The following is a 23,649-nucleotide window of genomic DNA, read 5'->3' on the forward strand; positions in this document are numbered from 1 at the left end:
GAGATTCTTTCACGGCGCAGACGCGCCGTGGCAGGATGCCGGATCGATTACAGCATGAGATAAACCTAACATCCGCCAACAAAGCAAAACGCCCGCAACATGGTTGCGGGCGTTTTTCGTTTCAGTGTCTTCTATCAAAAGAAGCCTTTGCGCTGCCACCAGCCGCCCTTGCGCGGCTTCGGCTCGTCGCCGTCAGGGTTGGCGGGCGTGCCCGACGAGGTCACGACCGGCTCCGAATTCGAGACATTGCTGCCCCGGTTCGCGCGAACCTTTTCTTCCGTCGCGGGTGCTCCGGCTTCCGAACCCAGATCGGCCGAGGCTTCGCCCACTTCGTCGAGGGCGACATCGACGACGGTTTCCACAACGACTGCTGGTTCGACGATCACCGGCTCGATCGTTTCAACGGTTTTGGCTGCGACTTCAGCCTGCGGTGCCGCTTCAGCCTGCGGCACGTCTTCGGTCTTGGCCTTCGCCTTGCGGGTGCGGCGCGGTTTCTTCGGGGCTTCCGTTTCCACAACGTCGGCAACCACACCTTCCACCACTTCGGCAGCGGCAGGCTCTTCGGTTACGGGTGCTGCGGCGGAAACCTCTTCGCTTTCGCTTTCCGTTTCGCCTTCTTCGTCGGACTCAGTGCCTGCGGCATCGAGAGCCTCGTCTTCAGCACGGTTGCGACGGCCGCCACGCTTGCCACGACGGCGACGCTTGCGCTTGCCCTCTTCATCAGAGCTTGCAGCTTCGTTCACACCGTTTTCATCGGCGTCGTCTGCGGCTTCATCGGTTTCGACGCCATCTTCGTCGTCCGCATCATCAGCGCCGCTGTCATCGCCAGCCTGCGCATCAACTGCACCGTTCTGGTCATTCTGTCCGCCCTTGCCACGACGGCGACGACGACGCTTGCGCTTGCGCTTGCCGTCTTCACCGTTGTCGCCCTGCTGCTGTTGCTGGCGCGGCTCGCTAGCCTGCGCCTTGACGATTTCGTCCTCTTCTTCGTCCTCTTCCGCCTCAACGACGAAATCGTCTTCCTCTTCCACGAAGCTCGGGAGCATCTGGATAAGGCTTTCGATCTTCACCGGATTTTCAACCGCTTCACCGCGATCGATGGCGAAATGCTGCGCGCCAACGCCGGCATCGGCAGCAATGATGATCGCCACACCGAAGCGGCCTTCATAATCGACAATCGTGCCGCGCTTGTGGTTGAGCAGATAGAGAGCCGTTTCCGGCGTGCAGCGCACGGTGATGTTGTGGGTCGTGTTGCGCAGCAGATATTCCTCGACGCCACGCAGCACGTGTAGCGCGATGGAGGATTCCGAGCGAACGTGACCCGTGCCGCCGCAATGCTGGCAGACCTGCGTGGTCGATTCCAGCACCGAAGCGCGGATGCGCTGGCGCGACATTTCCAGAAGGCCGAAATGCGAGATACGGCCGACCTGGATGCGCGCCCGGTCGTTTTTCAGGCAATCCTTGAGCTTCTTCTCGACGGAGCGGTTGTTGCGCTTTTCTTCCATGTCGATGAAGTCGATGACAACAAGACCGGCAAGGTCGCGAAGACGCAGCTGGCGAGCCACTTCTTCCGCCGCTTCGAGATTGGTCGTCAGCGCCGTTTCTTCGATGGAATGCTCGCGGGTCGAACGACCGGAGTTCACGTCGATGGCAACCAGAGCTTCCGTCTGGTTGATAATGAGGTAACCGCCCGATTTCAGCGTAACCTGCGGCTGCAGCATGCGGTCGAGCTGGGCTTCGATGCCCGAGCGCGAGAAGATCGGGTGGATGTCGCGGTAAGGCTGAACCACCTTGGCGTGGCTCGGCATCAGCATCTTCATGAAGTCTTTTGCTTCACGGTAGCCTTCTTCGCCCGAAACGATGATCTCGCTGATATCCTTGTTGTAGAGATCGCGGATCGAACGCTTGATGAGCGAGCCTTCCTCGTAAACGAGGCAGGGGGCCGTGGAGTTCAGCGTCAGCGTGCGGACGTTTTCCCACAGGCGCATCAGATATTCGAAGTCGCGCTTGATCTCGACGCGGGTGCGGTTGGCGCCTGCGGTACGCAGAATAACGCCCATGCCCTGCGGAACTTCCAGATCGCGCGCGATTTCCTTCAGGCGCTTGCGGTCGGTCGGCTGGGTGATCTTGCGGGAAATGCCACCGCCGCGTGCGGTATTCGGCATCAGCACGGAATAACGGCCGGCAAGCGACAGATAGGTGGTGAGTGCGGCACCCTTGTTGCCGCGTTCTTCCTTGGCAACCTGCACAAGAAGGATCTGGCGGCGCTTGATGACTTCCTGAATGCGGTACTGCTTGCGCGGCTTGCGGGCAACGCGATCGGGAACCTCTTCCATGGCGTCTTCGGCGCCGACGGATTCGATCACTTCCTTTTCGTGATGATCGTCATCATCGTCGTCGTCATCATCGTCATTGCCACGGCGAAGACCCTCGACTTCCTCTGAAATCGTATCGGTATCGACCATGGCAGCCATTTCGCCGCCCGTGCTGCCGTCTTCTTCGGAAGAGGCCTCAGCAGTGGTGTCGGAAACGGCTTCTTCTTCCGCTACCTTCTTCTTGGCGCGGGGGCGGCGGGTACGCTTCTTCGGTGCTTCTTCCGCAACGGCCTCGACGGCCACAGCTGTCACGTCCTCGGATACCTCTTCGGCAGTGGCAGCGGCAACGGTTTCGTCCACGACCACGGCGTCAGGGGTTTCGCTGACGGCAACGATGCCGACATCCGGCTGGTCCGCCTGCGACAGATCGACAGCCGGTGCGCCAGGCTCGGGGGCGTCAGCCGATTCGAAGTCGTCGCTGCGGCGATGATCCTCGGCTTCCGCCTTGAGGAGCGCCTGACGGTCGGCGAGCGGGATCTGGTAGTAGTCAGGGTGGATTTCCGCAAAAGCGAGAAACCCGTGGCGATTTCCACCGTAATCGACGAAGGCCGCCTGAAGGGAGGGCTCAACCCTCGTGACCTTGGCAAGGTAGATATTGCCGCGGATCTGTTTCTTGTGCTCCGATTCGAAGTCGAATTCCTCGATCCGGTTCCCACGGACAACGACTACGCGTGTCTCCTCTTCGTGGGAGGCGTCGATAAGCATTTTGTCTGCCATGTAAGCTGTGCTCCTCGGCGCAGCCTTGTTTTATACGAGAACAGGCCCGCCACACGGACGAGCCTTTCATATGAGTGCAAGGATGTGCCGGAAATGAAGTCTCCAGCCGGGCCTCTGTAAACTGGCAGCATCCGGACCGACGGCGAGGCGCTTGGCCTGCTCCTGGTATCCGGTTCATATGAAAACTGCTGCGACATCATTGGCCAGGCGGAACGACAATAATATATAGACCCCTTGGGGTCCGATGAATTTGCTCTCCTCAGAGCATCGGTGGCATTGCCACCGGGTAGGTCTCCGGCCACGGCCGGAATTGATCCAGTTTCAGGATAAATGTAACGACGGCAGATGATTGCCCGTTTTGCAGCGCCAGCGTCTTTTTCGATTGGCAGCCGGCGGGCATCTATCCCGTCAACACTTTTAACCCTCATCCTTGTTGTATGTTTTCTCTGTCATAATAGCAATAGGCTGGCTAAATATGCCATATTGTTGGTGGAATTTCCGGGTTAACAATTGGTTCACCAACGCCTGCGATTGTGGGGCGCAAACGCACAAACACGCGTCCGGCGTGGCCGAAATTACGACGTTCCCGGCACTTTGCCGCACCATTTATGAAAAATGACTGAAATACGGAATTTCTTGAAGACCATGAATTTCACACGCAGCGCAGCGATATTCGGTGGGGCAGGGCCGCTTGGCGCGCGAATCGCGCGGCTTGCGGGTGCCCTTGTCTTGCCGGTTGTCTTTTCGGTCGCCGCATTCGTCTCCTGCGTTCCACAGGCCTTCGCCGTGGAGCCGCTCATCGCCAATCAGGCACGCATCATCGGCGACGAGGCGCGCACGCGCATCGTTCTCGATTTTGCCGAGGAGCCGGAATTCGACATTCACTATCTCGATTCGCCCGCCCGCATCGTCGTGGACTTTCCTGCGGTGAATTTTGCGTTCCCCGCATCGGCTCTGGCGCCAACCGGCCTTTTCTCGGACATTCGCTTCGGTAGCATGGGGCAAGACAGCGCCCGCATCGTGCTGACGGCAAAAAAACCGGTTCAGGTGGCGGTTGCTGAAACCAAGAAGGGCGAGGACGGCACATCGTTCCGTTTCGTCCTGGATGCGGAGATCACCACCAAGGCCAAATTCGCCGAACTGGTGAAAGAGCAGCAATGGCGCGCGCCGGCGCCGGTCTCGACAGCGGCGATCACGCCTGACGACAAGACATCGCGGCAAACGGATTTCGTCATCGCTGTTGATGCCGGCCATGGCGGCATCGATGCCGGCGCTTCCGGTGGCGTAACCGGCACGGAGGAAAAGGTCATCACGCTGACCTTTGCCAAGGAACTTGTGGAGCGGATGAACCGGGAGCCCGGCATCAAGGCGTTCCTGACGCGTGATTCCGACACGTTTCTCGCTCTGTCGGAACGGGTGACGATCGCCCGGCAGAACAATGCAAACCTGTTTATTTCATTGCACGCCGATACACTGAAGCAGAAGGGCATCCGGGGCGCGACCGTCTATACATTGTCAGACCGCGCCTCAGACCGCAGGGCGCAGGAGCTGGCCGAGCGCGAAAACAAGTCCGACCAGATTGCCGGTGTGGCAGCCTCCAGCGAGCCGCCTGAGGTGGCCGATATCCTTCTCGATTTCACCCGGCGCGAAACGCAGGCCTTTTCGGTGACGCTGGCAGAAAATATCGTATCGTCCTTCGAGGGACAGGTCGGCCTCATCAATAATCCGCATCGTTATGCCGGTTTCATGGTGCTGCGTGCCCATGACGTGCCATCGGTGTTGCTGGAACTCGGCTTTCTCTCCAATCCGGAAGATGAAAAACTGCTTCTTGATGCGGAATGGCGCAAGAAGGTCGCCGATACGCTTGCAACTGCGGTCGGACGATACCGCACCAAGGCCATGGCGAACGGCGGCTGACGGGCCGGGCGGGTGAGCGGCGCTCCCGTTGTCGCCGTGCCCCTTGCTGCCGAAAAGCTGTTCAATTCTTGGGCCTTGCGGACGATTAGGTTGGTGAAGCCCTATTTTACTCACATTCGCCGCGTTATTGCGGAAGCGGATTCTGTGGTGATCCGCCATTGCGGCTGGAACCGCAATTGCGGCAGTCGGCCCGGTAACATATCAGCGAATGCTGTCGTTCCGGCTTGTCATCGAAGGTATGGTGTGCAAAACGGCACGCGATATGCAAGGATGCGCCCGTATCATCGGGCGTTGATGGTTACGATTCGAATTATCGGTAGCTTGGTATGATCAGACTGATTGGATATTTTTTCGGCTTGGCCAGCGTGCTCTTCCTGTGCGCCGCCGCCGCCGGTGCAATTTATTTGCACGGCGTGACGAAGGACCTGCCGGATTATGCAGTTCTGAGCACTTATGAGCCGCCGGTGACGACCCGCGTGCACGCCGGCAACGGTGCGCTTATGGCGGAATATGCCCATGAGAAACGCCTGTTCCTGCCGATCCAGGCTATTCCGGACCGCGTGAAGGCAGCCTTCCTTTCGGCGGAAGACAAGAATTTCTACAACCATCCGGGTGTCGACATCTGGGGTCTCGGTCGTGCCGTTCTCGTCAACCTCCAGAATCTCGGCTCGGGCCGTCGCCCGGTCGGCGCCTCCACCATCACCCAGCAGGTGGCGAAGAATTTTCTGCTCACCAACGACCAGACCTTCGACCGCAAGCTCAAGGAAGCGCTTCTGTCCTTCCGCATCGAGCAGACCTATTCCAAAGACAAGATCCTCGAGCTTTATCTCAACGAGATCTTTTTCGGCCTGAATTCTTACGGTATCGCCGGTGCGGCACTCACCTATTTCAACAAATCGGTCACGGAACTGACGATCGCGGAGACCGCCTATCTCGCATCGCTGCCGAAGGGCCCTGCCAACTACCATCCGATCCGCCGCGAGAAGGCGGCGCTGGAGCGCCGCAACTGGGTGATCGACCGCATGGCCGAGAACGGCTACATCACGGTCGGCGATGCCGAGGATGCCAAGAAGCAGCCGCTTGGCGTCAATCTGCGCCGTGGCGGCGCGCATATCTTCGCGTCTGACTATTTCGCCGAGGAAGTCCGCCGCCAGATCGTCGAGAAATACGGCGAGCAGGCGCTTCTAGAAGGCGGCCTTTCGGTTCGCACCTCTTTCGATCCGCAGATCCAGATGGAGGCGCGCAAGGCGCTTCAGGACGGTCTGGTGCAATATGACGAGCGTCGCGGTTTCCGCGGACCCGTCGAAAAGATCGAGGCGACCGGTGACTGGACTGCGGCGCTCGCCAAGGTAAAGGGTCTTCGCGACGTTCCCGAATGGAAGATCGCGGTTGTCCTCGCCGTTGCTGCCGATGGCATCGATATTGGCGTGCAGGTCGACCCCGATGCCGAGGATGGCGACAAGCGCACACGCGGCCATATCTCCGCTGAAAACATGCGTTGGGCCTATCGCGATGCCACCGGCAAAAAGCCGACGGCTAAGTCGCCGGTTGGCGTTCTGGCTGTTGGTGACGTCGTTTACGCACAGCCGCTGTCCGGTTCCGGCAACGAATATCGCCTGCGCCAGCCCCCGAAGGTACAGGGCGGCATGATGGTGATGGACCCGCACACCGGCCGCGTTCTGGCCATGGTCGGCGGCTTCTCCTATGCGCAATCGGAATTCAACCGCGCCACGCAGGCGATGCGCCAGCCCGGCTCCTCCTTCAAGCCGTTCATCTATGCGGCCGCACTCGACAACGGCTATACCCCGGCCTCGGTTATTCTCGATGCGCCGATCGAGGTTGTTTCGGGCGGCCAGGTCTGGAAGCCGCAGAATTACGGCGGCGGTTCCGCCGGTCCTTCGACCCTGCGTCTCGGCATCGAAAAATCCCGTAACCTCATGACCGTGCGTCTGGCGCAGGATATGGGCATGAATCTGGTGGCGGAATATGCCGAACGCTTCGGCATCTACGACAAGATGCCGCCGCTTCTGGCAATGTCGCTCGGTTCGGGTGAAACCACCATCATGCGCATGGTCTCGGCCTATTCTGTGATCGCCAATGGCGGCAAGCAGATCAAGCCGACGCTGATCGACCGCATCCAGGACCGTTACGGCAAGACGATCTTCCGGCATGAGGAGCGTGCCTGCGAGGGCTGCAACGCCACCAGCTGGCAAAATCAGGACGAGCCGGTCATCGTTGATAATCGCGAGCAGGTTCTCGACCCGATGACTGCTTACCAGACGACCTCCATGCTGGAAGGTGTCGTGCAGCGCGGCACGGCGGCGGGCAAGATCAAGGTCGATCTGCCGGTTGCCGGCAAGACGGGCACCACCAACGATGAAAAGGACGCCTGGTTCGTCGGTTACACGCCGGACATGGTTGCTGGTCTTTATATCGGCTTCGATTCGCCCGCACCGCTTGGGCGCGGCGGTACCGGCGGTTCGCTGTCGGCACCGATCTTCGGCGAGTTCATCGCCGATGCTGCCAAGCACCTGGAACCGAGCAAGTTCATCGTGCCTGAAGGCATGAAGTTCATCGCCGTCAACCGCAAGACCGGCATGGCCGCTTCGGAAGGCGAACCGGACACGATCATGGAAGCCTTCAAGCCGGGCACCGGCCCGGCCGATACCTTCTCGGTGATCGGCGCGGAAGGCATGTCGCAGGACGATATTCTGAAGACTTCGCCACAGGCCCAGCAGGCCATCACCGGCGGTGGCGGCGGTCTTTATTGATACCAGTCTTATGTTTGGCGGGGGGCGCGGGTCTTTACATCCGCGCCCCCCGCATTTATTTGAGCTACCAGTTTAAATGAAGGCGAAGAACCAGCGAAATGCGCAATGAAATTGTGAACGTAGTCGACGAAATCAAGCAGGCCATAAGCCTGCTGAGGAGGCATCTTTGACTGGGACCAGGCGATAAGACGACTGGACTGGTTGAATAACAAGGCAGAGGACCCGACCCTCTGGAACGATGCCACCGAAGCGCAGAAACTGATGCGCGAGCGCCAGCAGCTGGATGACAGCATCAATGGCGTGAAGGCGCTTGAGCAGCAGCTCAAGGACAATGTCGAGCTGATCGAACTCGGCGAGATGGAAGGCGATGACGAGATCGTCAAGGACGCCGAAGATGCGCTGAAGGCGCTGAGGAGCGAGGCGAACCGGCGTCAGGTGGAAGCCATGCTTTCCGGTGAGGCTGATAGCAACGATACCTATCTCGAAGTGCATTCCGGCGCTGGTGGCACGGAAAGCCAGGACTGGGCCAACATGCTGCTGCGCATGTATACCCGCTGGGCCGACCGCGAAGGCTTCAAGGTTGAAGTGCTGGAAGTTCATGATGGCGAAGAGGCCGGCATCAAGTCCGCGACAATCCTCGTCAAGGGCCACAATGCCTTCGGCTGGCTGAAGACGGAATCGGGCGTACACCGCCTCGTCCGCATCTCGCCCTATGACAGCAATGCGCGTCGCCACACATCGTTCTCTTCCGTCTGGGTTTACCCAGTGGTCGATGATTCGATCCAGATCGACATCAACGAGAGCGATTGCCGCATCGATACCTATCGTTCGTCCGGTGCAGGCGGCCAGCACGTCAACACCACCGATTCGGCCGTGCGTATTACCCACATACCAACCGGTATTGCCGTGGCCTGCCAGCAGGAGCGTTCCCAGCACAAGAACCGCGCCAAGGCGTGGGACATGCTGCGCGCCCGTCTGTACGAGGTAGAGCTGCAAAAGCGCGAAGATGCGGCAAACGCCCAGGCCGCGTCTAAGACGGATATCGGCTGGGGCCACCAGATCCGCTCCTACGTTCTTCAACCCTACCAGTTGATCAAGGACCTGCGCACTGGCGTGGAAAGCACCGCACCCGGCAACGTGCTGGATGGCGATCTGAACCAGTTCATGGAAGCGGCCCTCGCGCACCGCATCAGCGGCGGCGCAGACGTGGAAGTGGCTGATATCGACTGACGCGCCAAAGCGTCGCTTGAAAAAATCACCCCTCGCAACCCATTGCGAGGGGTTTTTCGTTGGAGGAGATGCATGAAACAGGCGCTTTACATCGTCGACGTTCAGCCGAGCTTCAATCCGCCGGCTGCGCTGGTGGCGGACATATCCGCGCTGGCCGCCACCATGCCAAGCGTTGCCAGCGTCGAGCGCCATGATGAAAGCGTCACGCCTTTCGTGCGGCAACTCGGCTGGAAGCCGGGCAGGGACGACTGCTCGCTGGTTGCGGCGGACTGGATTTTCATAAAGCACGGCTACGCGCCGCCAAGGGCGGCTATCGACCACCTCTTGTCTCTAAAGGTCGACAGGGTGCTCGTCTGCGGCATTCAGGCCGATACCTGCGTGCTGGCTGCGGGTTTCGCCCTGTTCGATGCGGGGCTTCATCCCACGCTTCTGCCATGGCTGACGGTGGGCTCCAGCCTCGATCGCAGCGGCGAACTTGGCGCCAGACTATGGAAACATCATTTCGGCGCGGTTCTGACCGGGCCGCACGAGCTTAACGCATAAAGAATTTCCAGTAAAACTGCGTATAATTAAAGAGGTAGAGAACCTCCAGCGATTCCGTTCAAACCGACGTGCTCTGGCCCTCAGTTCGAGGCTTTTTCGATCTTCATCTCCCCGAGCTCATCGATCAGGATCGTCCAGCTTTCCGCTTCCCTGATCTGCGGATCGGTTTTCAGATAGACGGTCACGAACAGGCCGGGCGAGGCCGATGCTCCGTTCGAGCTTTCGGGGCGAATATCCGTGACGTAGGACTTCATCTGGCTGAACTCTTCCAGCTCGATGTTTTCGAGAAGGTTCGGTCCGTTTGCGGTAGTGGCGATGCGCTGCAGATAGACTTTAGCGGTGCCATCGCCCTGGCGGATTGCAACCACCTTGTAATAACCGCGTGTGGGCGTCGCCGGCGGCGGCCGCAACTGGCCGTCAGGACCTTTCACCGGCTCAAGATTATGCTCTTCCCACATGCCGCTGCTGACAACGAAGATCGCCGAAACCGGCAAGTTGTCGATCGCCTCCTTTTGCGCCCGCACGGGAAGCGCTGTGGCGGCGAAAATGAGGGCGGCGAGAAGAGGTTTTTTCAGGGGCATGGCCATCATCAGTGGTTGGCGTCAATTGTTGAATTGTTCGGCGAGAACGCGGTCTGACCATGAACGGTCCGGGTCCGAGAGAATTCTGGCCGTCCTGTCCTGCGATTGCGCAATCCGCACATGCCGTACGGACTTCACCTCCGTATGGTCGGCGACCGCGTTCACCGGACGCTTGTCGCGCTCCAGAACATGAATATCGACCGTCACCTTGTTCGGCAAAAGTGCGCCGCGCCAACGCCTTGGCCGGAAGGCGCTGACGGGTGTGAGCGCCAGAAGCGGCGATTCCAGCGGCAGGATCGGTCCATGGGCTGAGAAGTTATAAGCTGTCGATCCCGCCGGTGTCGCAACCATCATGCCGTCGCAAATCAACTCTTCAAGCCGCGTCTTGCCGTCCACCTCGACACGAAGCTTGGCGGCCTGATGCGATTGCCGGAACAGGCTGACCTCGTTCATGGCAAGCGCCGTAAATTCATCGCCGTCGGAATCCGTCGTCGTCATGCGCAGCGGATGAAAATCATTGCCGGTCGCCACCGCAATACGCTCGACCAGGCCGTCTACCCGGTAGTCGTTCATCAGAAAGCCGACCGATCCCCGGTTCATGCCATAGACCCGCTTGCCGGAATTCATCGTTTCGTTGAGAATTTGCAGCATGAAGCCATCGCCGCCGAGCGCCACGATCACTTCCGCCTCGTCGAAGGGCGTGTTGCCGTAAGCGCCTTTCAGCTCCTCCAGCGCCCTCTGCGCCTCCTCGGTTGCGGAGGCGACGAAGGATAGTGAACAGTTAGAATGCGACATTCGCTTCCCTCGGCAACGACGCATACCGGAATCGATATGCGGACGATGCTGTAACCTGTTGAAGCAGCTCATAATCTCCAAACGTCGATAAAACGGTCGATCGCAAGCCACAAGACGCATCCTTGGTACATGAAGACGGCAGCAGGCGACAAGGCCTTTCCGGCGGACAGGCGTTCGCTGCAGGCGGGTTTGCCCGCGTGCGGTCCACAGCTTCTTGGTTTCCGGCCTTCGACAAGGGTTGCGATGCGGCGCGACGTGAGGCAACTTGCGCGAAACAAGCGGAACGGCGAGTGGCAGGAGACGGGCGTGGTGCTGAATTACAATATCTACGATGTCTTTACCGAGACCAAAATGGCGGGAAATCCGTTGGCGGTCATGTATGACGCGGATGGCCTCGACCAAGTGACGATGCAGGCGATAGCCAGAGAAATGAACCTCTCCGAGACCGTTTTCGTCAACCGCTCGGGCAACCCGGCCCACGCGGCGTCGCTGCGTATCTTCACGCCTTCAGGCGAGTTGCCTTTCGCGGGCCACCCGACTGTTGGCGCAGCGATCGCGATTGCCGAGCGCAATCGCAACGAAGGTGACGACGATATCGATATGGTCTGTGTGCTGGAGGAAAAGGTGGGTCCGGTCCGCTGTGCGGTGAAAATGCGCGCCGGTGCGGTCAGCTTCGCCGAATTTGACCTGCCGCGCAAATCGTCCCGCGTCACCCTGCCGCTCGATCATGCCGCACTTGCCGATGCGCTGGGCGTGAGCGAAGGCCATCTCGGCTTTGAGAACCACGTACCGTCGATCTGGACGGCCGGTGTGCCGTTCCTGCTCGTGCCGCTGCACAATATTGCCGCTATCAGCGAAATGGATTTTGATGCCAATCTCTGGCTGCGCACCGCACCGCTGGTGGAGGGGCGCCTGACGGCGGCCTATATCTACTGTCGCGGCGGCGTCAATCACGCGGCAAAGTTCCATGCCCGCATGTTTTCCCCGGAAATGGGGATTTCGGAAGACCCCGCCACCGGTTCCGCCGCCGCCGCCCTTTCCGGTGCAATCCATCATTTCGACGGCCTGACAGACGGTCACTATCCGCTGTTGATAGAGCAGGGCGTGGAGATGGAACGTCCTTCCCACATCCATCTGCGCATGGACATCAAGGACAACGAAATCGCCCGCGCCCGCATCGGTGGACACGCGGTCCGTGTCGCATCGGGTACCTTCGAGATTTGATTTCAACGTGAGCGACTGAACTACAGTCGAAAAGCTACCTGTCGACCAAAACGAAAAACCCCGGCCATGACCGGGGTTTTATTGTTTCTGGCCTTAACCAGAGATCAGTTGAACCGACCCGCCGCATGGGCAAGCATCGTGTAGACCTTGCCGGTATCGGAGGTGAGGTAGGACTGGGTGACTGTCCGGTCACGGTCCGTGCGGGCGACATCAGCGAGCAGCTTTTCGAAATCGGTGATGTAGCGGTCCACGGCGGTGCGAAACTCGGCTTCCCGCTCGTATTTGCGCTTGATTTCGTCAAACGTCGTCTGGCCCTTCAGCGTATAGAGGCGACGGGTAAAGACGTCGCGTTCGCCGCGCTGGTACCGGCGCCACAGTTCCACCGAGGCATCGTGATCGATCGCGCGGGCGATGTCGACGGACAGCGAGTTCAGCGATTCCACCATGTGACGCGGATTACGGGTGTCGGCAGCACGGGTCGGCTGCTGATCGGCGCTTGCACGGGGTGCGGAAGCGGCGGCCGATTCCTGCGAGGCACCGCGCAGAAGATCGCTGATCCAGCCACCGCCTTCTTCGCGGCGTGCGGCAGGGGCCGCAGCCGTCTGGGCCGGGGCAGGCGCCTGACGGTTTTCGACCTGGCGGTTCTCAAGCGGCAGGGTGCCACGCAAGGCGGGTGCGGCTGCCGGCTGCGGCTGAGCCGGACGTGGTGGCTGTACCGGCGCGGCTGCTGCCGGCTGCGGACGCGTCTCGACGCGGCGCTCAGCGGCAGGCTGGGTTGCTGCAATGGCGCGGGCGACGGGTTCGGAGACTTCCATCTGTTGGGTCGAGCGTCCGACAAGCTGGGAAATATCCTGCAGGGCCTTGATCTGCTCGGAAACGGCGCGGCGCATCGCTGCGGCGCTTTCCTTGGCCTCTTCCGGCAGGTCGAACGCGCCGCGCTTCAGTTCGGCACGGGTCGCATCCAGCTCGCGGCGGATATCGTGGCTGGAGCGGCGGATTTCGTCCGTCGCGCCGGCAAAACGGCTGACAGCTTCCTCAACTGCCTGACGCAGCGTTTCCTTGAGGTTGGCGGCGGCGGCATTCGATTTTTCCGAGGCACTGCCGAGCAGGTTGTCGACTTCCGAAAGCGAGGATTCGACACCGCCACGCAGGCGGTTGACCAGCTCGTCGGAATATTTCTGCGCGTCGGAAAGCGTGCTTTCGATCGAGCGGCTGGCATCCTGACCAGCGGCGAGCAGGGCGCCCCGCATGGTCTGTGCTGCCGAGCGGGCGCGCTGTTCCGTCTCGTCGAGCGAACGGCCAATATCGGAGAAGGATGCCTGCAGATTGTCACGCAGGTTGCCGGCGACGTTCTGCGAACGCTCCTCGGCCTCGTTGAGCGTGGTTTCCACCACGCTGACGACGCCGCGCATGGCGGTTTCGATTTCCTCGGAACGCTTGACGAGTCCGACGGACAGGCTGCGAAGTGCGTCCTGACGCTCTTCCAGCGTACCGACAAGGCTCGACTGCGCGGCATTGAGCAGTTCAGACGCCTGGCTCAGCACCTTCGAATGTTCCTCGAAACGTCCGACGATGCCGGCAACCTGCGCCAGTGTCTGGCCGGAAATATTCGACAGACGATCGATCTTTCCTTCGAGCAGACGGCTGGAGCTGGACACCATGTCGGCGGCCTGCGAGGCGGATTCGGAGAAGCGGGTGGCCGATGCGTTCAACGCTTCGTCGGCCGTGCCGAATTCCTGCGCGGCGCGCTCCACCGCAGAGTTGAAGTTGTTTGCCGACTTTTCGACGATTTCGGCCATGCTGTTGTGGGTCTGCGACAGCATATCCGTGCTCTGGCGCGTGGCGGCGACGAGCTTGTTTGCCACATCGCTGCCCGTGCGGGTGTATTTGTCGATACCTTCTTCGACGGCGTCGGCCATGGCCGTATGCGTCTGCGACAGCATGTCCGTGCTCTGGCGGGTTGCCGCGACAAGCTTGCTTGCTGCGTCGGTTCCGGCATTGGCATAATCGCTGATCGCCTGTTCCACCATGCCGACCATGCCGCTGTTGCTCTGCGACAGAAGTTCGGCGCTCTGCTGGGCGGCGGAGACGATCTTTTCGGCGGCTTCGCGACCGATGGTGGCGTATTCGTCGACGACAGGCTTTGCCTTCTCTTCGATCAGGCGCGACAGTTCAGCAGAACGGCTGGCCAGCATCGAGTTGAGTTCGCGGGTGCGGTTGTCCAGCGCCGAGCGGATGGATTCGCCGCGCGCATCGAGAGCGGATTCGACACCGGTCAGGGTCTCGGAAATGACGCCCACCTGCGAGCGTACGACCGCTTCGGCCTCGGCAACCTTGTTGACGATGATGTTGCCCGCCTCGGAGAAGGTCTGGGCGACGGCTGCCGCCTGGCCGGACAGGCGCGTCTGTGCATCCGAGATGCGGTTGACGATCTCGCCGGAGCGTTCTTCGATCGCCTTGGTGAAGGCGTCGTTCTGCGCCTGTACCTGTTCGGCGAATTCCGAGCCGGTTTTCGCAAGCAGGGCAGTGGAACGAACGGCTTCTTCGTCGATGCTCTGGGTGGCGGAAATGACCGCGCCACGCAGGCCGACCGCGAGCTCGCTCGCCTTGCCTTCGATGGTGCGGTTGACGTTTTCGAGGCCGATCGTCAGCGCGCGGTCCATGGTGCCGAGGCGTTCATCGATGCGAGCCGAACCGGCATCGAAGGTTTCCGCCAGACGGCTGGTGCGACTTTCGAAGGTGTCGGCAACCCGTATCGTCTGCTCGTCCAGAATGCCGGTGATACGTTGAGCCGCATCGTCGCTGGTGCGGGCGAAGGCGGCTGTCTTGTCTTCCAGCGCGTCGGCAAAGCGACGTCCGGCATCCTCGATAGAGGTGTTGACGTTGCCGAGATCGCTCGACACACGCTCCTGCAGCGCACCGAGCGAAGTTTCGATGCGGGTGCCAGTCTCGTCGAGCCTGCCCGTGACGCTTCCAATCGAGGTTTCGATCCGCGAGGAGAGCGCATCGGTCGCACCGCCAATTTCGCGGGCGGCCTCACCGATCTTGACGGCAATATCGCCGGCGCTGTTGCGAAGACGCTGTTCCAGCGTGGCTGCACTGCCGTCTATGGCCTTCTGCAACGTCTCCTGCTGGGTTTCGAGCGAGAGTTCGAGCATGCTGGCGCTGGATGCAACGGTGGTGCCGATCATCATCGCCTGTTCGGAGAGCATGTCGCCCATCTGGGTCGTGGCCGAGCTCAAGGTCGCGGCGATATCCGCCTGGCGCTGCTCGAGCGCGGTACGGATGTCCTCATGCGATTGCGAGAGGTTGTTTTCGAGGTGGGAGACGCCTTCTTCCACCGTCTGCGCAAAACGGCTGCTGCCGTCTTCCACGACGCTTTCGATGCGGTTGGCCGCGCCGGAGACGCTCTGCTCGATCAGGCCGCTATTGCGCTCAAGCGAGCCGGCAATGCGTTCGGCCTGCGAACCGAGCATGGTCTCCAGCCGCTCGTGGCCGCTGGCAAGTGCGTTTTCAAGCGTGAAAGCCGTCGATTCCAGTCGCTGTCCGACGCCTGCGGCCGCAAGCGACAGTGATGCTGTCCTGGCATCCATCGCCTCGGAGATGCGCTCCTCAACGCCGGAAATCGTCATGTCGAGCGCCATGGTGCGGCTGTCGAGTGCGTCCGCGATGCGTTCTTCCGCACTGGAGACAATGCCGGAAAGGGCGGCAGTGCGGCTGTCCAGAGCATCGGCAATACGATCTTCGACCCCGGAAACCGCCGAGTGAAGCGCGGCAGTGCGTCCGTCGAGGATGTCGGCGATCTTTTCCTCGACACCGGAGAAGCTCATGTCTAGCGCCATGGTGCGGCTGTCGAGTACGTCCGTGATCCGCTCTTCCGCGCCGGATACGACATTTTTGAGCGAAGCCGTGCGGCTGTCGAGTGCGCTGGCAATGCGGGTCTCGGCACCGGCCACCAATTCGCCAAGAACGGCGGTGCGGGTATCGAGCGCTTCGGTAATTTTTTCCTCGGCGCCGGAAAACGCCATGTCGAATGCCATGGTGCGGCTGTCGAGTGCATCCGCGATGCGTTCTTCAACGCCGGAGACGACGGCGTTAAGCGTTGCCGTGCGGCCATCAAGCGTTTCCGCGATACGCGTCTCGGCACCGGCCACCAATTCGCCAAGGACGGCGGTGCGGGTATCGAGTGCCTCGGTAATTTTTTCCTCGGCGCCGGAAAACGCCATGTCGAGTGCCATGGTGCGGCTGTCGAGTGCATCCGCGATGCGTTCTTCAGCCCCCGAAACGACGGCGTTGAGTGCTGCCGTGCGACCATCAAGCGTTTCCGCGATACGGCTCTCGGCACCGGCAACCACGTCGCCGAAGGTGGACGTGCGGCTGTCGAGTGCGCCCGCAATCTTCTCTTCGGCACTTGCGACAATGGCGGTCAGAGCGGAGGTGCGGTTGTCGAGCGTTTCCGACAGCCTCTCCTCGACGTTGGCGAAGGTCATGTCGAGCGACAGCGTGCGGCTGTCCATCGTGTCGGCGATGCGTTCCTCTACGCCGGAAATGGCGCTGGAAAGAGCGGCCGTGCGGCCATCCAGCGTCTCGGCAATACGGTTTTCCGCACCGGATACGACGTCGTGCAGGGCAGCCGTGCGGCTTTCCAGCGTATCGGAAATGCGGTCCTCGATGCCGGAAACGGCGCCGGTGATGGCGGCGGCGCGGGTTTCGAGCGTTTCCGAAAGGCGGCGCTCGACATCGGCAACGACGCTGTTGATTGCGGCTGCACGTTCATCGAGCATCGCGGCAAGGCGTTCCGCCGTGCCGGAGACCGAGCCGGTAATGGCCAGCGAACGGCTGGCAAGCGCCTCGTCGAAACGGTCCTGGCTCGCCGAAAGCGCGCCAAACAGGGCATTGCTGCGCTCCGCCAGTACGCCGTCGATCTTCTCGTGCGAATTGGCGAAGGCATCGGTGATTTCAGCGGTGCGCTGGCCGATTGCGTCGCTGAACGCGCGGGTGCGGGTCTCAAGTGCACTTTCGAGCATTTCCTGGCCGGTGCCCAGTGCAGTTGCAAGTGCAAGCGACTGATCGGTCATGGTGTTGCCGATGCGCTCAAGTCCGCTGGTCAGCAAGGTATCGAGGGCTTCGGAGCCGCCGGCAACCGTTTCGTTGATCCGGGCGAGGCTCTCCATCAGCTTGCTGTCGAGGCTGCCGGCGCGCTGGTCGAAGGCACTGGCGAAATCCGCCACATGTTCGTCGAAGGCGGAGTTGACCTGGCCGACCGTCGCCTGCAGGCGTTCTTCATAGAGGCCGGAGCGAAGATCGAGATCCATGATCGCGTCATCAGCCGTGCTTTGCAGGCTCTGGCGGAAGGACAGGCCTTTTTCTTCAAGCGTCGTGGACAGCTTGTCGAGCACGTTATCCAGCGAACCGCCGATGATCTGCTGGCCGCGATCGATATTGCGGTTGAGTTCGAGCGTGCGGGTGGAAAGGGTCTCGTTGAGCTGGCGGGTGCGTTCCTCGAGTGCGCTGTTGAGGCTTTCCGCGCCGCTGTCCAGCGTCGAGGCGTGGATCGCGAAGCGTTCAAGCAGCACTTCACCGCGCTCGTCCAGCGTCGAGGTGAGGTTGTGCAGACGCATGTCGAATTCGCTCGATAGCGTTGCGCCCGAGGAATTCAGTGCCTGAAGCAGGTTTTCGGTCTTGGCGGCAATCAGGCTGCCCATCGCTTCGGTCGAGGCGCGCGATTTTTCGAGCAGCGCGGCCGAGCGTGTGTCGATCATCGAGGCGAAGGCCTCGCCGGTGGTGGAAAGCCGCATCGAAAGCTCTTCGCCGACGATGGAAAGCTCTTCCTTTATCTGTTCCTGCGCGCCGACAATGGAGGAGCGGATGCGCTCCGCATGGTTGACGATGGCGTCGCGCTCGGCGCTCAGTTCCTGCACGAGGCTGCGCACGCGCAGTTCATTGTCTGCATAGCTGCGCTCAAGCGCGTTGACTTCAGAATGGACGAGCGTTTCGAGTTCCGTCGCGCGGGCAATGGTGCGCTCGATGCCATCGTTCATGGCCGAGACTTCTCGGCGAACCGCCTGGCCGACGGACATGATCCGGTCGGAGGCGACAGTTTCGGGTTCAGCAAGACGAAGGGCAACTTCTGCCATCGACCGGGCAGCGTTGCGCAGATCGCGGGCACGCGCCATCATGATCGCGAAGGCGAAGAACAGCATGATCGGAACGACGATGCCGACGACGATCGCCATCAGCCCAGGTATTGCGGCGAGATCGGCAACCGAGCCGATGTTCCAGAGTGCGCTGCCGTAGATAAGATGCGCGATGCCGAGGCCGCCGAGCGCCCAGATCACCGACATGATCGTCGCGTTTCTGAGCGCGCCGCCGATGGAGCCGCCTTCGAGCGATTTCAGGATCATGGCCGGGCTGCGCTTGGAGCCGTCGTTGGCAGCTTCCAGATTGGGGGATTTGGGCGCCTGTTCGGCAGGCGCGCGCGCGGCCTCGGGAGCAGGGGGCTGTCTGCTTGCTTCCTTCAATCTGGCCTCCGGCTGCTTTGGCGCTGTCGTCTTCCGCGATTCCGGCTTGTCTTCGAAAGCACCAAGCTGCAGGGCGTCTTCCAACGCCTGAAATGCAGTCTCGTCGACAGAGTCGCTGATCTTGTTATTCGCCATGCGGTTACGCCTCGTTACACATACGCCCGGCTTCATGCCGTTTGACCATCTGCGACCCGCAAATGGACTGCCGCCATCATGCCAGCAGAACATTATCCCGTTAAAGAGAACAATTCCGCCATTACCAATCCCGAATTGCTGGTGGTCCAGCTTTCGGGCGAAATTACATCACTGTGCCGGAATAACAAAGCTTGAGCATAAGCCTCGTCGGAGCGGCAGTACCGTAGTGACACATTTAGGTGTTCGAAACAATTAATGCGGGTTTGCCGCGGCAGCGAAGTGTCGGCTTTTTAACAGTTTTTAAACCTGAGTTTCACGCTGAACGCCTTGTTTCGCATAAGTTTAACATAAATTAACCATAGCAGAAGATTTTCGCCCGCGTCACGCCGTAATTTAAGCTGATAGCACCGGCTTCAATGCGTAAATACGACACAGATGTGACACGAAACAGGAAACGGCGAGACAAAGGAATTTCAGATATGGCAGCCGTCAGTATTGCTTTCGAAGCTCCGGATAATTTTGGTGGTGCGCCGGCCGCCGCGACAAGACCAATCGATTTCGAACATCTCGCCCGCCAGACGATGGGCGACAAGGAACTTGAAATCGAGGTGCTGCAACTCTTCAGCCGTAACGCCCGTGCTGCCCTGCATGAAATGGCCGGCGCTGACGACAAGACCGTCAAGGCAACCGCCCATCGTCTGAAGGGGGCCGCGCAGGCGGTTGGTGCCTCCACCGTTTCCACGGCGGCGGCGGCAGTGGAGGACAAGGGCAACGATAGCGCGGCTCTAGCCAGACTTGCGGCAGCGATTGTCGAAGCGGAAAATTTCATCCTCAAGCTCTGCCGTTAAGGCGAACCCAGTCTGTTTTACAGGGCCGGTTGCGCTTGGCGCCTGCGAGAAGCGGGTTGCCAAGGCCAACCGGCCTTTCTATGTGTTTGTTTAGAACAGTTCTTAGACACCATTTTGGATCTCCGGCATGACAAAACTGACCATTGTTGCCTTTGACGGCACGCCCCATGAACTTGACGTAAGCAACGGTTCCACCGTCATGGAGAATGCCGTGCGCAACTCCATACCCGGCATCGATGCGGAATGCGGCGGCGCCTGTGCGTGTGCGACCTGTCATGTCTATGTGGATGACGCATGGGCGGAACGCGTCGGCGGACCCGAGCCGATGGAAGAGGACATGCTGGACTTCGCCTTCGAAGTGCGCCCGACCTCGCGTCTTTCCTGTCAGATCAAGATGAAGGACGAGCTTGACGGCCTTGTCGTTCACGTTCCCGAACGTCAAGGCTGACGGCAAGCCGCATTATACGCCACAGAAAAAGCCCCGCTCACCTGTTAGCGGGGAGCGGGGCGAGGCGGGTACGCAGCATGCAAGCGAGGGAGGAAACACCTGCGAGCCTCAAGTGCGCACCGGGAGAACCGGAGGTGGTTTCGAACGCCGGACCCCTGCGGATCACCACCGTTAAAAACCATATGAACAAGCTACAATGAGTCTTGGCGACCGCACCATGACGAGAAGTCACGGGTGATATCGAACATGACGTAACGTCATGTTCGCGTTGCGTTTCGCGTCTAGGGGGGTATGGGGCGAAAGGCTGCTCAGCGCCGGTTCTGGCCCTGTTCGATCCGGTTCTTCAAAAGCCGGGTCATGCGCGCGTCGAAGTTTTTGGATTCCACGATATCGAAGCGCAACTGATCCTTGTCGTGCTCGTCCATGACGGTCTGGGTAATCTTGCCAACCATTGCCTGCAGCGTTTCACAGTCTTTTTGCGGACGAAGCGCCGTCAGTTGCCTTTCAAGCGAGCGGGCATGGCTGCGGGCGATTTCCGCGTGCCGTTCCTCGTGGCGCTTGATATCGGCAAGCAGCGTATCCCAAATGAAGGCCAGTTCCGCCGTGGTGCGGCGGCGGTTTTTCCATTGCGGCAGGAGGATACGGGTGTTCAGCAACACCTTGGTGCTTCCAACGCTGCACATGCCGTTTTTCTCGACATAGGTGAGTTCGCCGCCGAATTTGATCTCGGTGGCACCGGGATGGCGCGCGCCGGTGTTGCGCGTCAGCGGGCCGTGCTTGGAAAGCTGCTTGTCGAGGTCAGCGGCGGTTTTACCGTTGATCGAAAAATAGGAATAGGTCTTGCTGACGATGGTTTCGGAAAAGGCCGATCCGGGCATGGAAAGGGCTAATGCGCCAGCGAAAACGGCGCAAAGAGCACGTGAAGATATGGTCATAACCCGGCCTTCCGGTTGAACTTGAAAAACGTTTGCTGCATAGGCGGAGCGGAACTTATAAGAATTGGCATAACACTCCGTTATTCCCGAAAGGCGCGTGTTACGTGATAACAGCCGGCAGCAATGTGTGGCAAGCGGCCCATGGTCGCTCCCTGAAACTTGATGGACGTGGCCGTATTATGGCCATCGTCAATGCGACGCCCGATTCCTTTTCGGATGGCGGCCGTTATCTTGCCGTTGATGCGGCTTTTTCCCATGCCCTGACCTGTGTTGAGGAGGGGGCGGATATCATCGATATCGGCGGCGAATCCACCCGCCCGGGCGCGGCCGAGGTGACCGAGGGTGAGGAACAGGATCGCGTGCTGCCGGTTATCGAACGGCTGCGTCGCGAGACGGATGTCCTGATTTCCGTTGACACCTACCGCGCATCCACGGCAAGGCTGGCGATCGAGGCGGGTGCGCATATCGTCAACGATGTTTTCGGCCTGCAGAAGGACGGGAACATGGCGGGCGTGGTTGCCGCCGCGCGCGCGGGCGTCTGCATCATGCATACCGGGCGCGACAGGCAGAAGCGCGCCGATGTCATCGAGGATCAGTTCGAATTTCTCAATCGTTCGCTCGAGATCGCGGAAGATGCAGGAATCGCCCGCGACGCCATCGTGCTCGATCCCGGTTTCGGTTTTGCCAAGGACGAGCGTGAAAATGTCGAGCTGATGGCGCGCTTTGGCGAACTTGCCGCGTTTGACCTGCCTGTTCTGGCCGGGACGTCGCGCAAGCGGTTCATCGGGTCGCTGACGGGCAGGGATGCGGCCCACGAACGCGATATCGGAACAGCAGCGACGACAGTGATCCTCAGGCTGGCGGGTGCCGCGATTTTTCGCGTGCACAATGTCGCCGTAACACGCGATGCGCTGGCAATTGCCGACGCGGTTCTTGCCAAAGCGTCGGCAAGGCCCGATGCATAGATCAATAGATGCCGGAGTGCCGCATGCCTTAAAAGAGGCCGGCTATTCCGGTATAACCCCGCCATGGAGGCGATGCGATGAGCCGCTACACCATTATTCTGAAAAACTGTTCCTTTTTCGCCCGTCATGGCCTTCTCGAGCAGGAGGAAGTGCTGGGGCAGCGCTTTTTCGTCGATGCCGAGATGGAGGTTGAAGCGGGTGACGCGCTCGAAACCGACGATATCGAAAATACCGTCGATTATGGCGTCGCCTTCGCCGTTATCGAAAAGATCGTCGTCGGCCAGCGCCGTTACCTGATCGAGGCCCTCGCGAACGATATCGCCAAGGCCCTGCGCGCGCGTTATCCGCAGATTGTCTGGCTGCGTATCACGGTTCGAAAGCCCTCTGCGCCGGTTCCCGGCATTCTTGACTATGCGCAGGTGAGTGTTGAACACCGTGCCTGACAGGATGACAGTTGCTGCATTAGGCCTTGGCGGGAATATCGGTGACCCCGCCGCTGCGATGGCCAGAGCCTTGCGCGAACTGGATGCGCACAGCGATTGCCGGGTGCTGTCTGTCTCCGGGCTTTATCGCACGCCGCCCTGGGGCAAGACGGACCAGGCGGATTTTTTCAATTGCTGTGCGCTGGTCGAAACCTCGCTTTCAGCACCCGCGCTGCTGCAATTGTGCCTCGATATCGAAAAGGGCATGAAACGGGTCAGAACGGAGCGCTGGGGGCCACGCACCATCGATATCGACGTGCTGACCTACGGTAATGATATTGTCGTTACGGAAAGCATTGAAGTGCCGCATCCGCGCATGACGGAGCGTGCCTTCGTGCTGATGCCGCTAGCCGATATCGCGCCCGATCTCGATGTCCGGGGCAAGCCCGTGCGGGAATGGCTGCGGCAGGCGGATAAAACCGGCATCATCAGCGCAAACGAAAAGCGGGAGTGGTGGACACTCCCGCTTGGCGATGGCTGAAAAGACCGCAGGTTTTACGGCTTGATCGAACCGACGGCGATCTGGTCGATGTCGCGCGCAAGTGTGACGCCGATAACCGGGATCATCTGGTCGGCGACCTTGACGGAAATGGTGATGTTCATCGAATTGTCGTTCGACACGCGGGCGACCATGGCACCGTTGAGCTTGGCGCGATTGATGCCTACAACGACCTTGTCGCCGCTAACCTGCCCGGAAATGATGTCCAGTCCCTTGCCTTCGGCGCCGTCGAGGAACTTGCCCTCGTAAGAGCCGCCCTTCTGGCTGATGACCGCGGACATGGGCTGGCTGAAGACGCCGACGCGGCAGGTGCCGGCGAGCTTGATGCCCGTCTGCTTGTCGTCGAGCGGCTCGCCCGTCAGGTCGCAGGTGAACTTGGTGCCCTTGTACTTGCCGGCGACGATTTCGCCCGGACCTTTCCAGCTTCCGGCAACGGAGCGGAAAAACACGTCGTCGCGATCGCGCGATGCGGCATGGACGTCAGACAGGCCAAAGCCACCGCTGACGGACAATATGGCGGCAAGTCCGCCCACAAGCGAAAAGAAGCGCGAATACATGATACTTTCCCCGGCGAAGAAGCCTGTTCGATAAGCGGCAATCTACCGGCGGAATGGTTAATGCTTGGTTTATTTCGGCTTTATTTACAGCTTCGTCCGTAACCTT

The 23,649-nt window shown here is 60.3% G+C and carries 16 protein-coding genes; 10 read left to right on the forward strand and 6 right to left on the reverse strand.

Translation table 11 applies throughout. The features are described 5' to 3' along the window. Window positions 1–134: 134 nt before the first annotated feature. On the reverse strand, window positions 135–3,092 hold the full coding sequence (locus tag CRO62_RS24235) for an Rne/Rng family ribonuclease (protein WP_097102374.1): 2,958 nt from the start codon (window positions 3,090–3,092) through the stop codon (window positions 135–137). A gap of 645 nt (window positions 3,093–3,737) precedes the next feature. Between CRO62_RS24235 and CRO62_RS24250 the strand changes: the two genes are divergently transcribed. The 4 genes from CRO62_RS24250 to CRO62_RS24265 all read left to right on the forward strand — a co-directional run bounded on the left by CRO62_RS24250 (window position 3,738) and on the right by CRO62_RS24265 (window position 9,553). Then, on the forward strand, window positions 3,738–5,009 hold the full coding sequence (locus CRO62_RS24250; RefSeq protein ID WP_097103284.1) for an N-acetylmuramoyl-L-alanine amidase: 1,272 nt from the start codon (window positions 3,738–3,740) through the stop codon (window positions 5,007–5,009). A 326-nt stretch (window positions 5,010–5,335) separates the two neighbouring features. After that, on the forward strand, window positions 5,336–7,780 hold the full coding sequence (locus tag CRO62_RS24255; RefSeq protein ID WP_097102380.1) for a penicillin-binding protein 1A: 2,445 nt from the start codon (window positions 5,336–5,338) through the stop codon (window positions 7,778–7,780). A 98-nt stretch (window positions 7,781–7,878) separates the two neighbouring features. After that, a protein-coding gene (gene prfB, locus CRO62_RS24260) for a peptide chain release factor 2 (protein WP_097102382.1) occupies window positions 7,879–9,010 on the forward strand; the annotation gives its coding sequence in 2 pieces (ribosomal slippage) (window positions 7,879–7,947 and window positions 7,949–9,010; 1,131 coding nt in all). Window positions 9,011–9,082: 72 nt separating this feature from the next. Continuing rightward, entirely contained in the window at window positions 9,083–9,553 is a 471-nt protein-coding gene (locus tag CRO62_RS24265; protein ID WP_097102384.1) for a cysteine hydrolase family protein, read from the forward strand. A gap of 80 nt (window positions 9,554–9,633) precedes the next feature. Here the strand turns inward: CRO62_RS24265 and CRO62_RS24270 are convergent, their stop codons facing one another. Continuing rightward, window positions 9,634–10,134 (reverse strand): hypothetical protein, encoded by a 501-nt coding sequence (locus tag CRO62_RS24270; protein ID WP_097103286.1) that lies wholly within the window; start codon window positions 10,132–10,134, stop codon window positions 9,634–9,636. A 21-nt stretch (window positions 10,135–10,155) separates the two neighbouring features. After that, window positions 10,156–10,929, reverse strand: coding sequence for an NAD kinase (locus CRO62_RS24275; RefSeq protein WP_003512774.1), 774 nt, complete (start codon window positions 10,927–10,929; stop codon window positions 10,156–10,158). Window positions 10,930–11,235: 306 nt separating this feature from the next. Between CRO62_RS24275 and CRO62_RS24280 the strand changes: the two genes are divergently transcribed. After that, window positions 11,236–12,153 carry a PhzF family phenazine biosynthesis protein gene (locus CRO62_RS24280; protein WP_025593313.1) on the forward strand — a complete coding sequence of 306 codons (918 nt, stop codon included), beginning with the start codon at window positions 11,236–11,238 and terminating at the stop codon, window positions 12,151–12,153. A 104-nt stretch (window positions 12,154–12,257) separates the two neighbouring features. Here CRO62_RS24280 and CRO62_RS24285 read toward each other — a convergent pair whose 3' ends face one another. Next, window positions 12,258–18,809, reverse strand: a complete 6,552-nt coding sequence (locus CRO62_RS24285) for a hypothetical protein (RefSeq protein WP_097102386.1) — start codon at window positions 18,807–18,809, stop codon at window positions 12,258–12,260. A 479-nt stretch (window positions 18,810–19,288) separates the two neighbouring features. Here CRO62_RS24285 and CRO62_RS24290 point away from each other — a divergent pair, with 479 nt between their 5' ends. Together CRO62_RS24290 and CRO62_RS24295 are read left to right on the forward strand one after the other, a co-directional pair. Further along, window positions 19,289–19,657: an Hpt domain-containing protein gene (locus tag CRO62_RS24290; RefSeq protein ID WP_097102388.1), complete on the forward strand. Its 369-nt coding sequence runs from the start codon at window positions 19,289–19,291 to the stop codon at window positions 19,655–19,657. A gap of 127 nt (window positions 19,658–19,784) precedes the next feature. After that, window positions 19,785–20,105: a 2Fe-2S iron-sulfur cluster-binding protein gene (locus CRO62_RS24295; protein ID WP_003512782.1), complete on the forward strand. Its 321-nt coding sequence runs from the start codon at window positions 19,785–19,787 to the stop codon at window positions 20,103–20,105. A gap of 308 nt (window positions 20,106–20,413) precedes the next feature. Here CRO62_RS24295 and CRO62_RS24300 read toward each other — a convergent pair whose 3' ends face one another. Further along, window positions 20,414–21,040: a DUF922 domain-containing Zn-dependent protease gene (locus CRO62_RS24300; RefSeq protein ID WP_097102390.1), complete on the reverse strand. Its 627-nt coding sequence runs from the start codon at window positions 21,038–21,040 to the stop codon at window positions 20,414–20,416. Between the two features lie 179 nt (window positions 21,041–21,219). Between CRO62_RS24300 and folP the strand changes: the two genes are divergently transcribed. The 3 genes from folP to folK all read left to right on the forward strand — a co-directional run bounded on the left by folP (window position 21,220) and on the right by folK (window position 22,968). Then, entirely contained in the window at window positions 21,220–22,005 is a 786-nt protein-coding gene (gene folP / locus CRO62_RS24305) for a dihydropteroate synthase (protein ID WP_097102393.1), read from the forward strand. Window positions 22,006–22,082: 77 nt separating this feature from the next. Beyond that, entirely contained in the window at window positions 22,083–22,448 is a 366-nt protein-coding gene (gene folB / locus CRO62_RS24310; RefSeq protein ID WP_003502532.1) for a dihydroneopterin aldolase, read from the forward strand. Between the two features lie 4 nt (window positions 22,449–22,452). Continuing rightward, the gene (gene folK / locus CRO62_RS24315; protein ID WP_097102395.1) at window positions 22,453–22,968 is read left to right on the forward strand and encodes a 2-amino-4-hydroxy-6-hydroxymethyldihydropteridine diphosphokinase; all 516 of its coding nucleotides are present in this window, start codon (window positions 22,453–22,455) and stop codon (window positions 22,966–22,968) included. Window positions 22,969–22,982: 14 nt separating this feature from the next. Here folK and CRO62_RS24320 read toward each other — a convergent pair whose 3' ends face one another. Next, window positions 22,983–23,543, reverse strand: a complete 561-nt coding sequence (locus tag CRO62_RS24320; protein ID WP_097102397.1) for a hypothetical protein — start codon at window positions 23,541–23,543, stop codon at window positions 22,983–22,985. Window positions 23,544–23,649 lie beyond the last annotated feature (106 nt).

Source organism: Rhizobium sp. AN6A, from assembly GCF_900215635.1.
In the GTDB taxonomy this organism is placed as follows: Bacteria; Pseudomonadota; Alphaproteobacteria; order Rhizobiales; family Rhizobiaceae; genus Agrobacterium; species Agrobacterium tumefaciens.

Bases quoted from the DNA above. Each gene is read 5' to 3' on its own strand.
- folK (WP_097102395.1), top strand. From the start codon at position 22,453: ATGACAGTTGCTGCATTAGGCCTTGGCGGGAATATCGGTGACCCCGCC.
- folB (WP_003502532.1), top strand. From the start codon at position 22,083: ATGAGCCGCTACACCATTATTCTGAAAAACTGTTCCTTTTTCGCCCGT.
- CRO62_RS24290 (WP_097102388.1), top strand. From the start codon at position 19,289: ATGGCAGCCGTCAGTATTGCTTTCGAAGCTCCGGATAATTTTGGTGGT.
- folP (WP_097102393.1), top strand. From the start codon at position 21,220: ATGGCCATCGTCAATGCGACGCCCGATTCCTTTTCGGATGGCGGCCGT.
- CRO62_RS24275 (WP_003512774.1), bottom strand. From the start codon at position 10,929: ATGTCGCATTCTAACTGTTCACTATCCTTCGTCGCCTCCGCAACCGAG.
- CRO62_RS24235 (WP_097102374.1), bottom strand. From the start codon at position 3,092: ATGGCAGACAAAATGCTTATCGACGCCTCCCACGAAGAGGAGACACGC.
- CRO62_RS24265 (WP_097102384.1), top strand. From the start codon at position 9,083: ATGAAACAGGCGCTTTACATCGTCGACGTTCAGCCGAGCTTCAATCCG.
- CRO62_RS24300 (WP_097102390.1), bottom strand. From the start codon at position 21,040: ATGACCATATCTTCACGTGCTCTTTGCGCCGTTTTCGCTGGCGCATTA.
- CRO62_RS24255 (WP_097102380.1), top strand. From the start codon at position 5,336: ATGATCAGACTGATTGGATATTTTTTCGGCTTGGCCAGCGTGCTCTTC.
- CRO62_RS24250 (WP_097103284.1), top strand. From the start codon at position 3,738: ATGAATTTCACACGCAGCGCAGCGATATTCGGTGGGGCAGGGCCGCTT.
- CRO62_RS24285 (WP_097102386.1), bottom strand. From the start codon at position 18,809: ATGGCGAATAACAAGATCAGCGACTCTGTCGACGAGACTGCATTTCAG.
- CRO62_RS24320 (WP_097102397.1), bottom strand. From the start codon at position 23,543: ATGTATTCGCGCTTCTTTTCGCTTGTGGGCGGACTTGCCGCCATATTG.
- CRO62_RS24270 (WP_097103286.1), bottom strand. From the start codon at position 10,134: ATGCCCCTGAAAAAACCTCTTCTCGCCGCCCTCATTTTCGCCGCCACA.
- CRO62_RS24295 (WP_003512782.1), top strand. From the start codon at position 19,785: ATGACAAAACTGACCATTGTTGCCTTTGACGGCACGCCCCATGAACTT.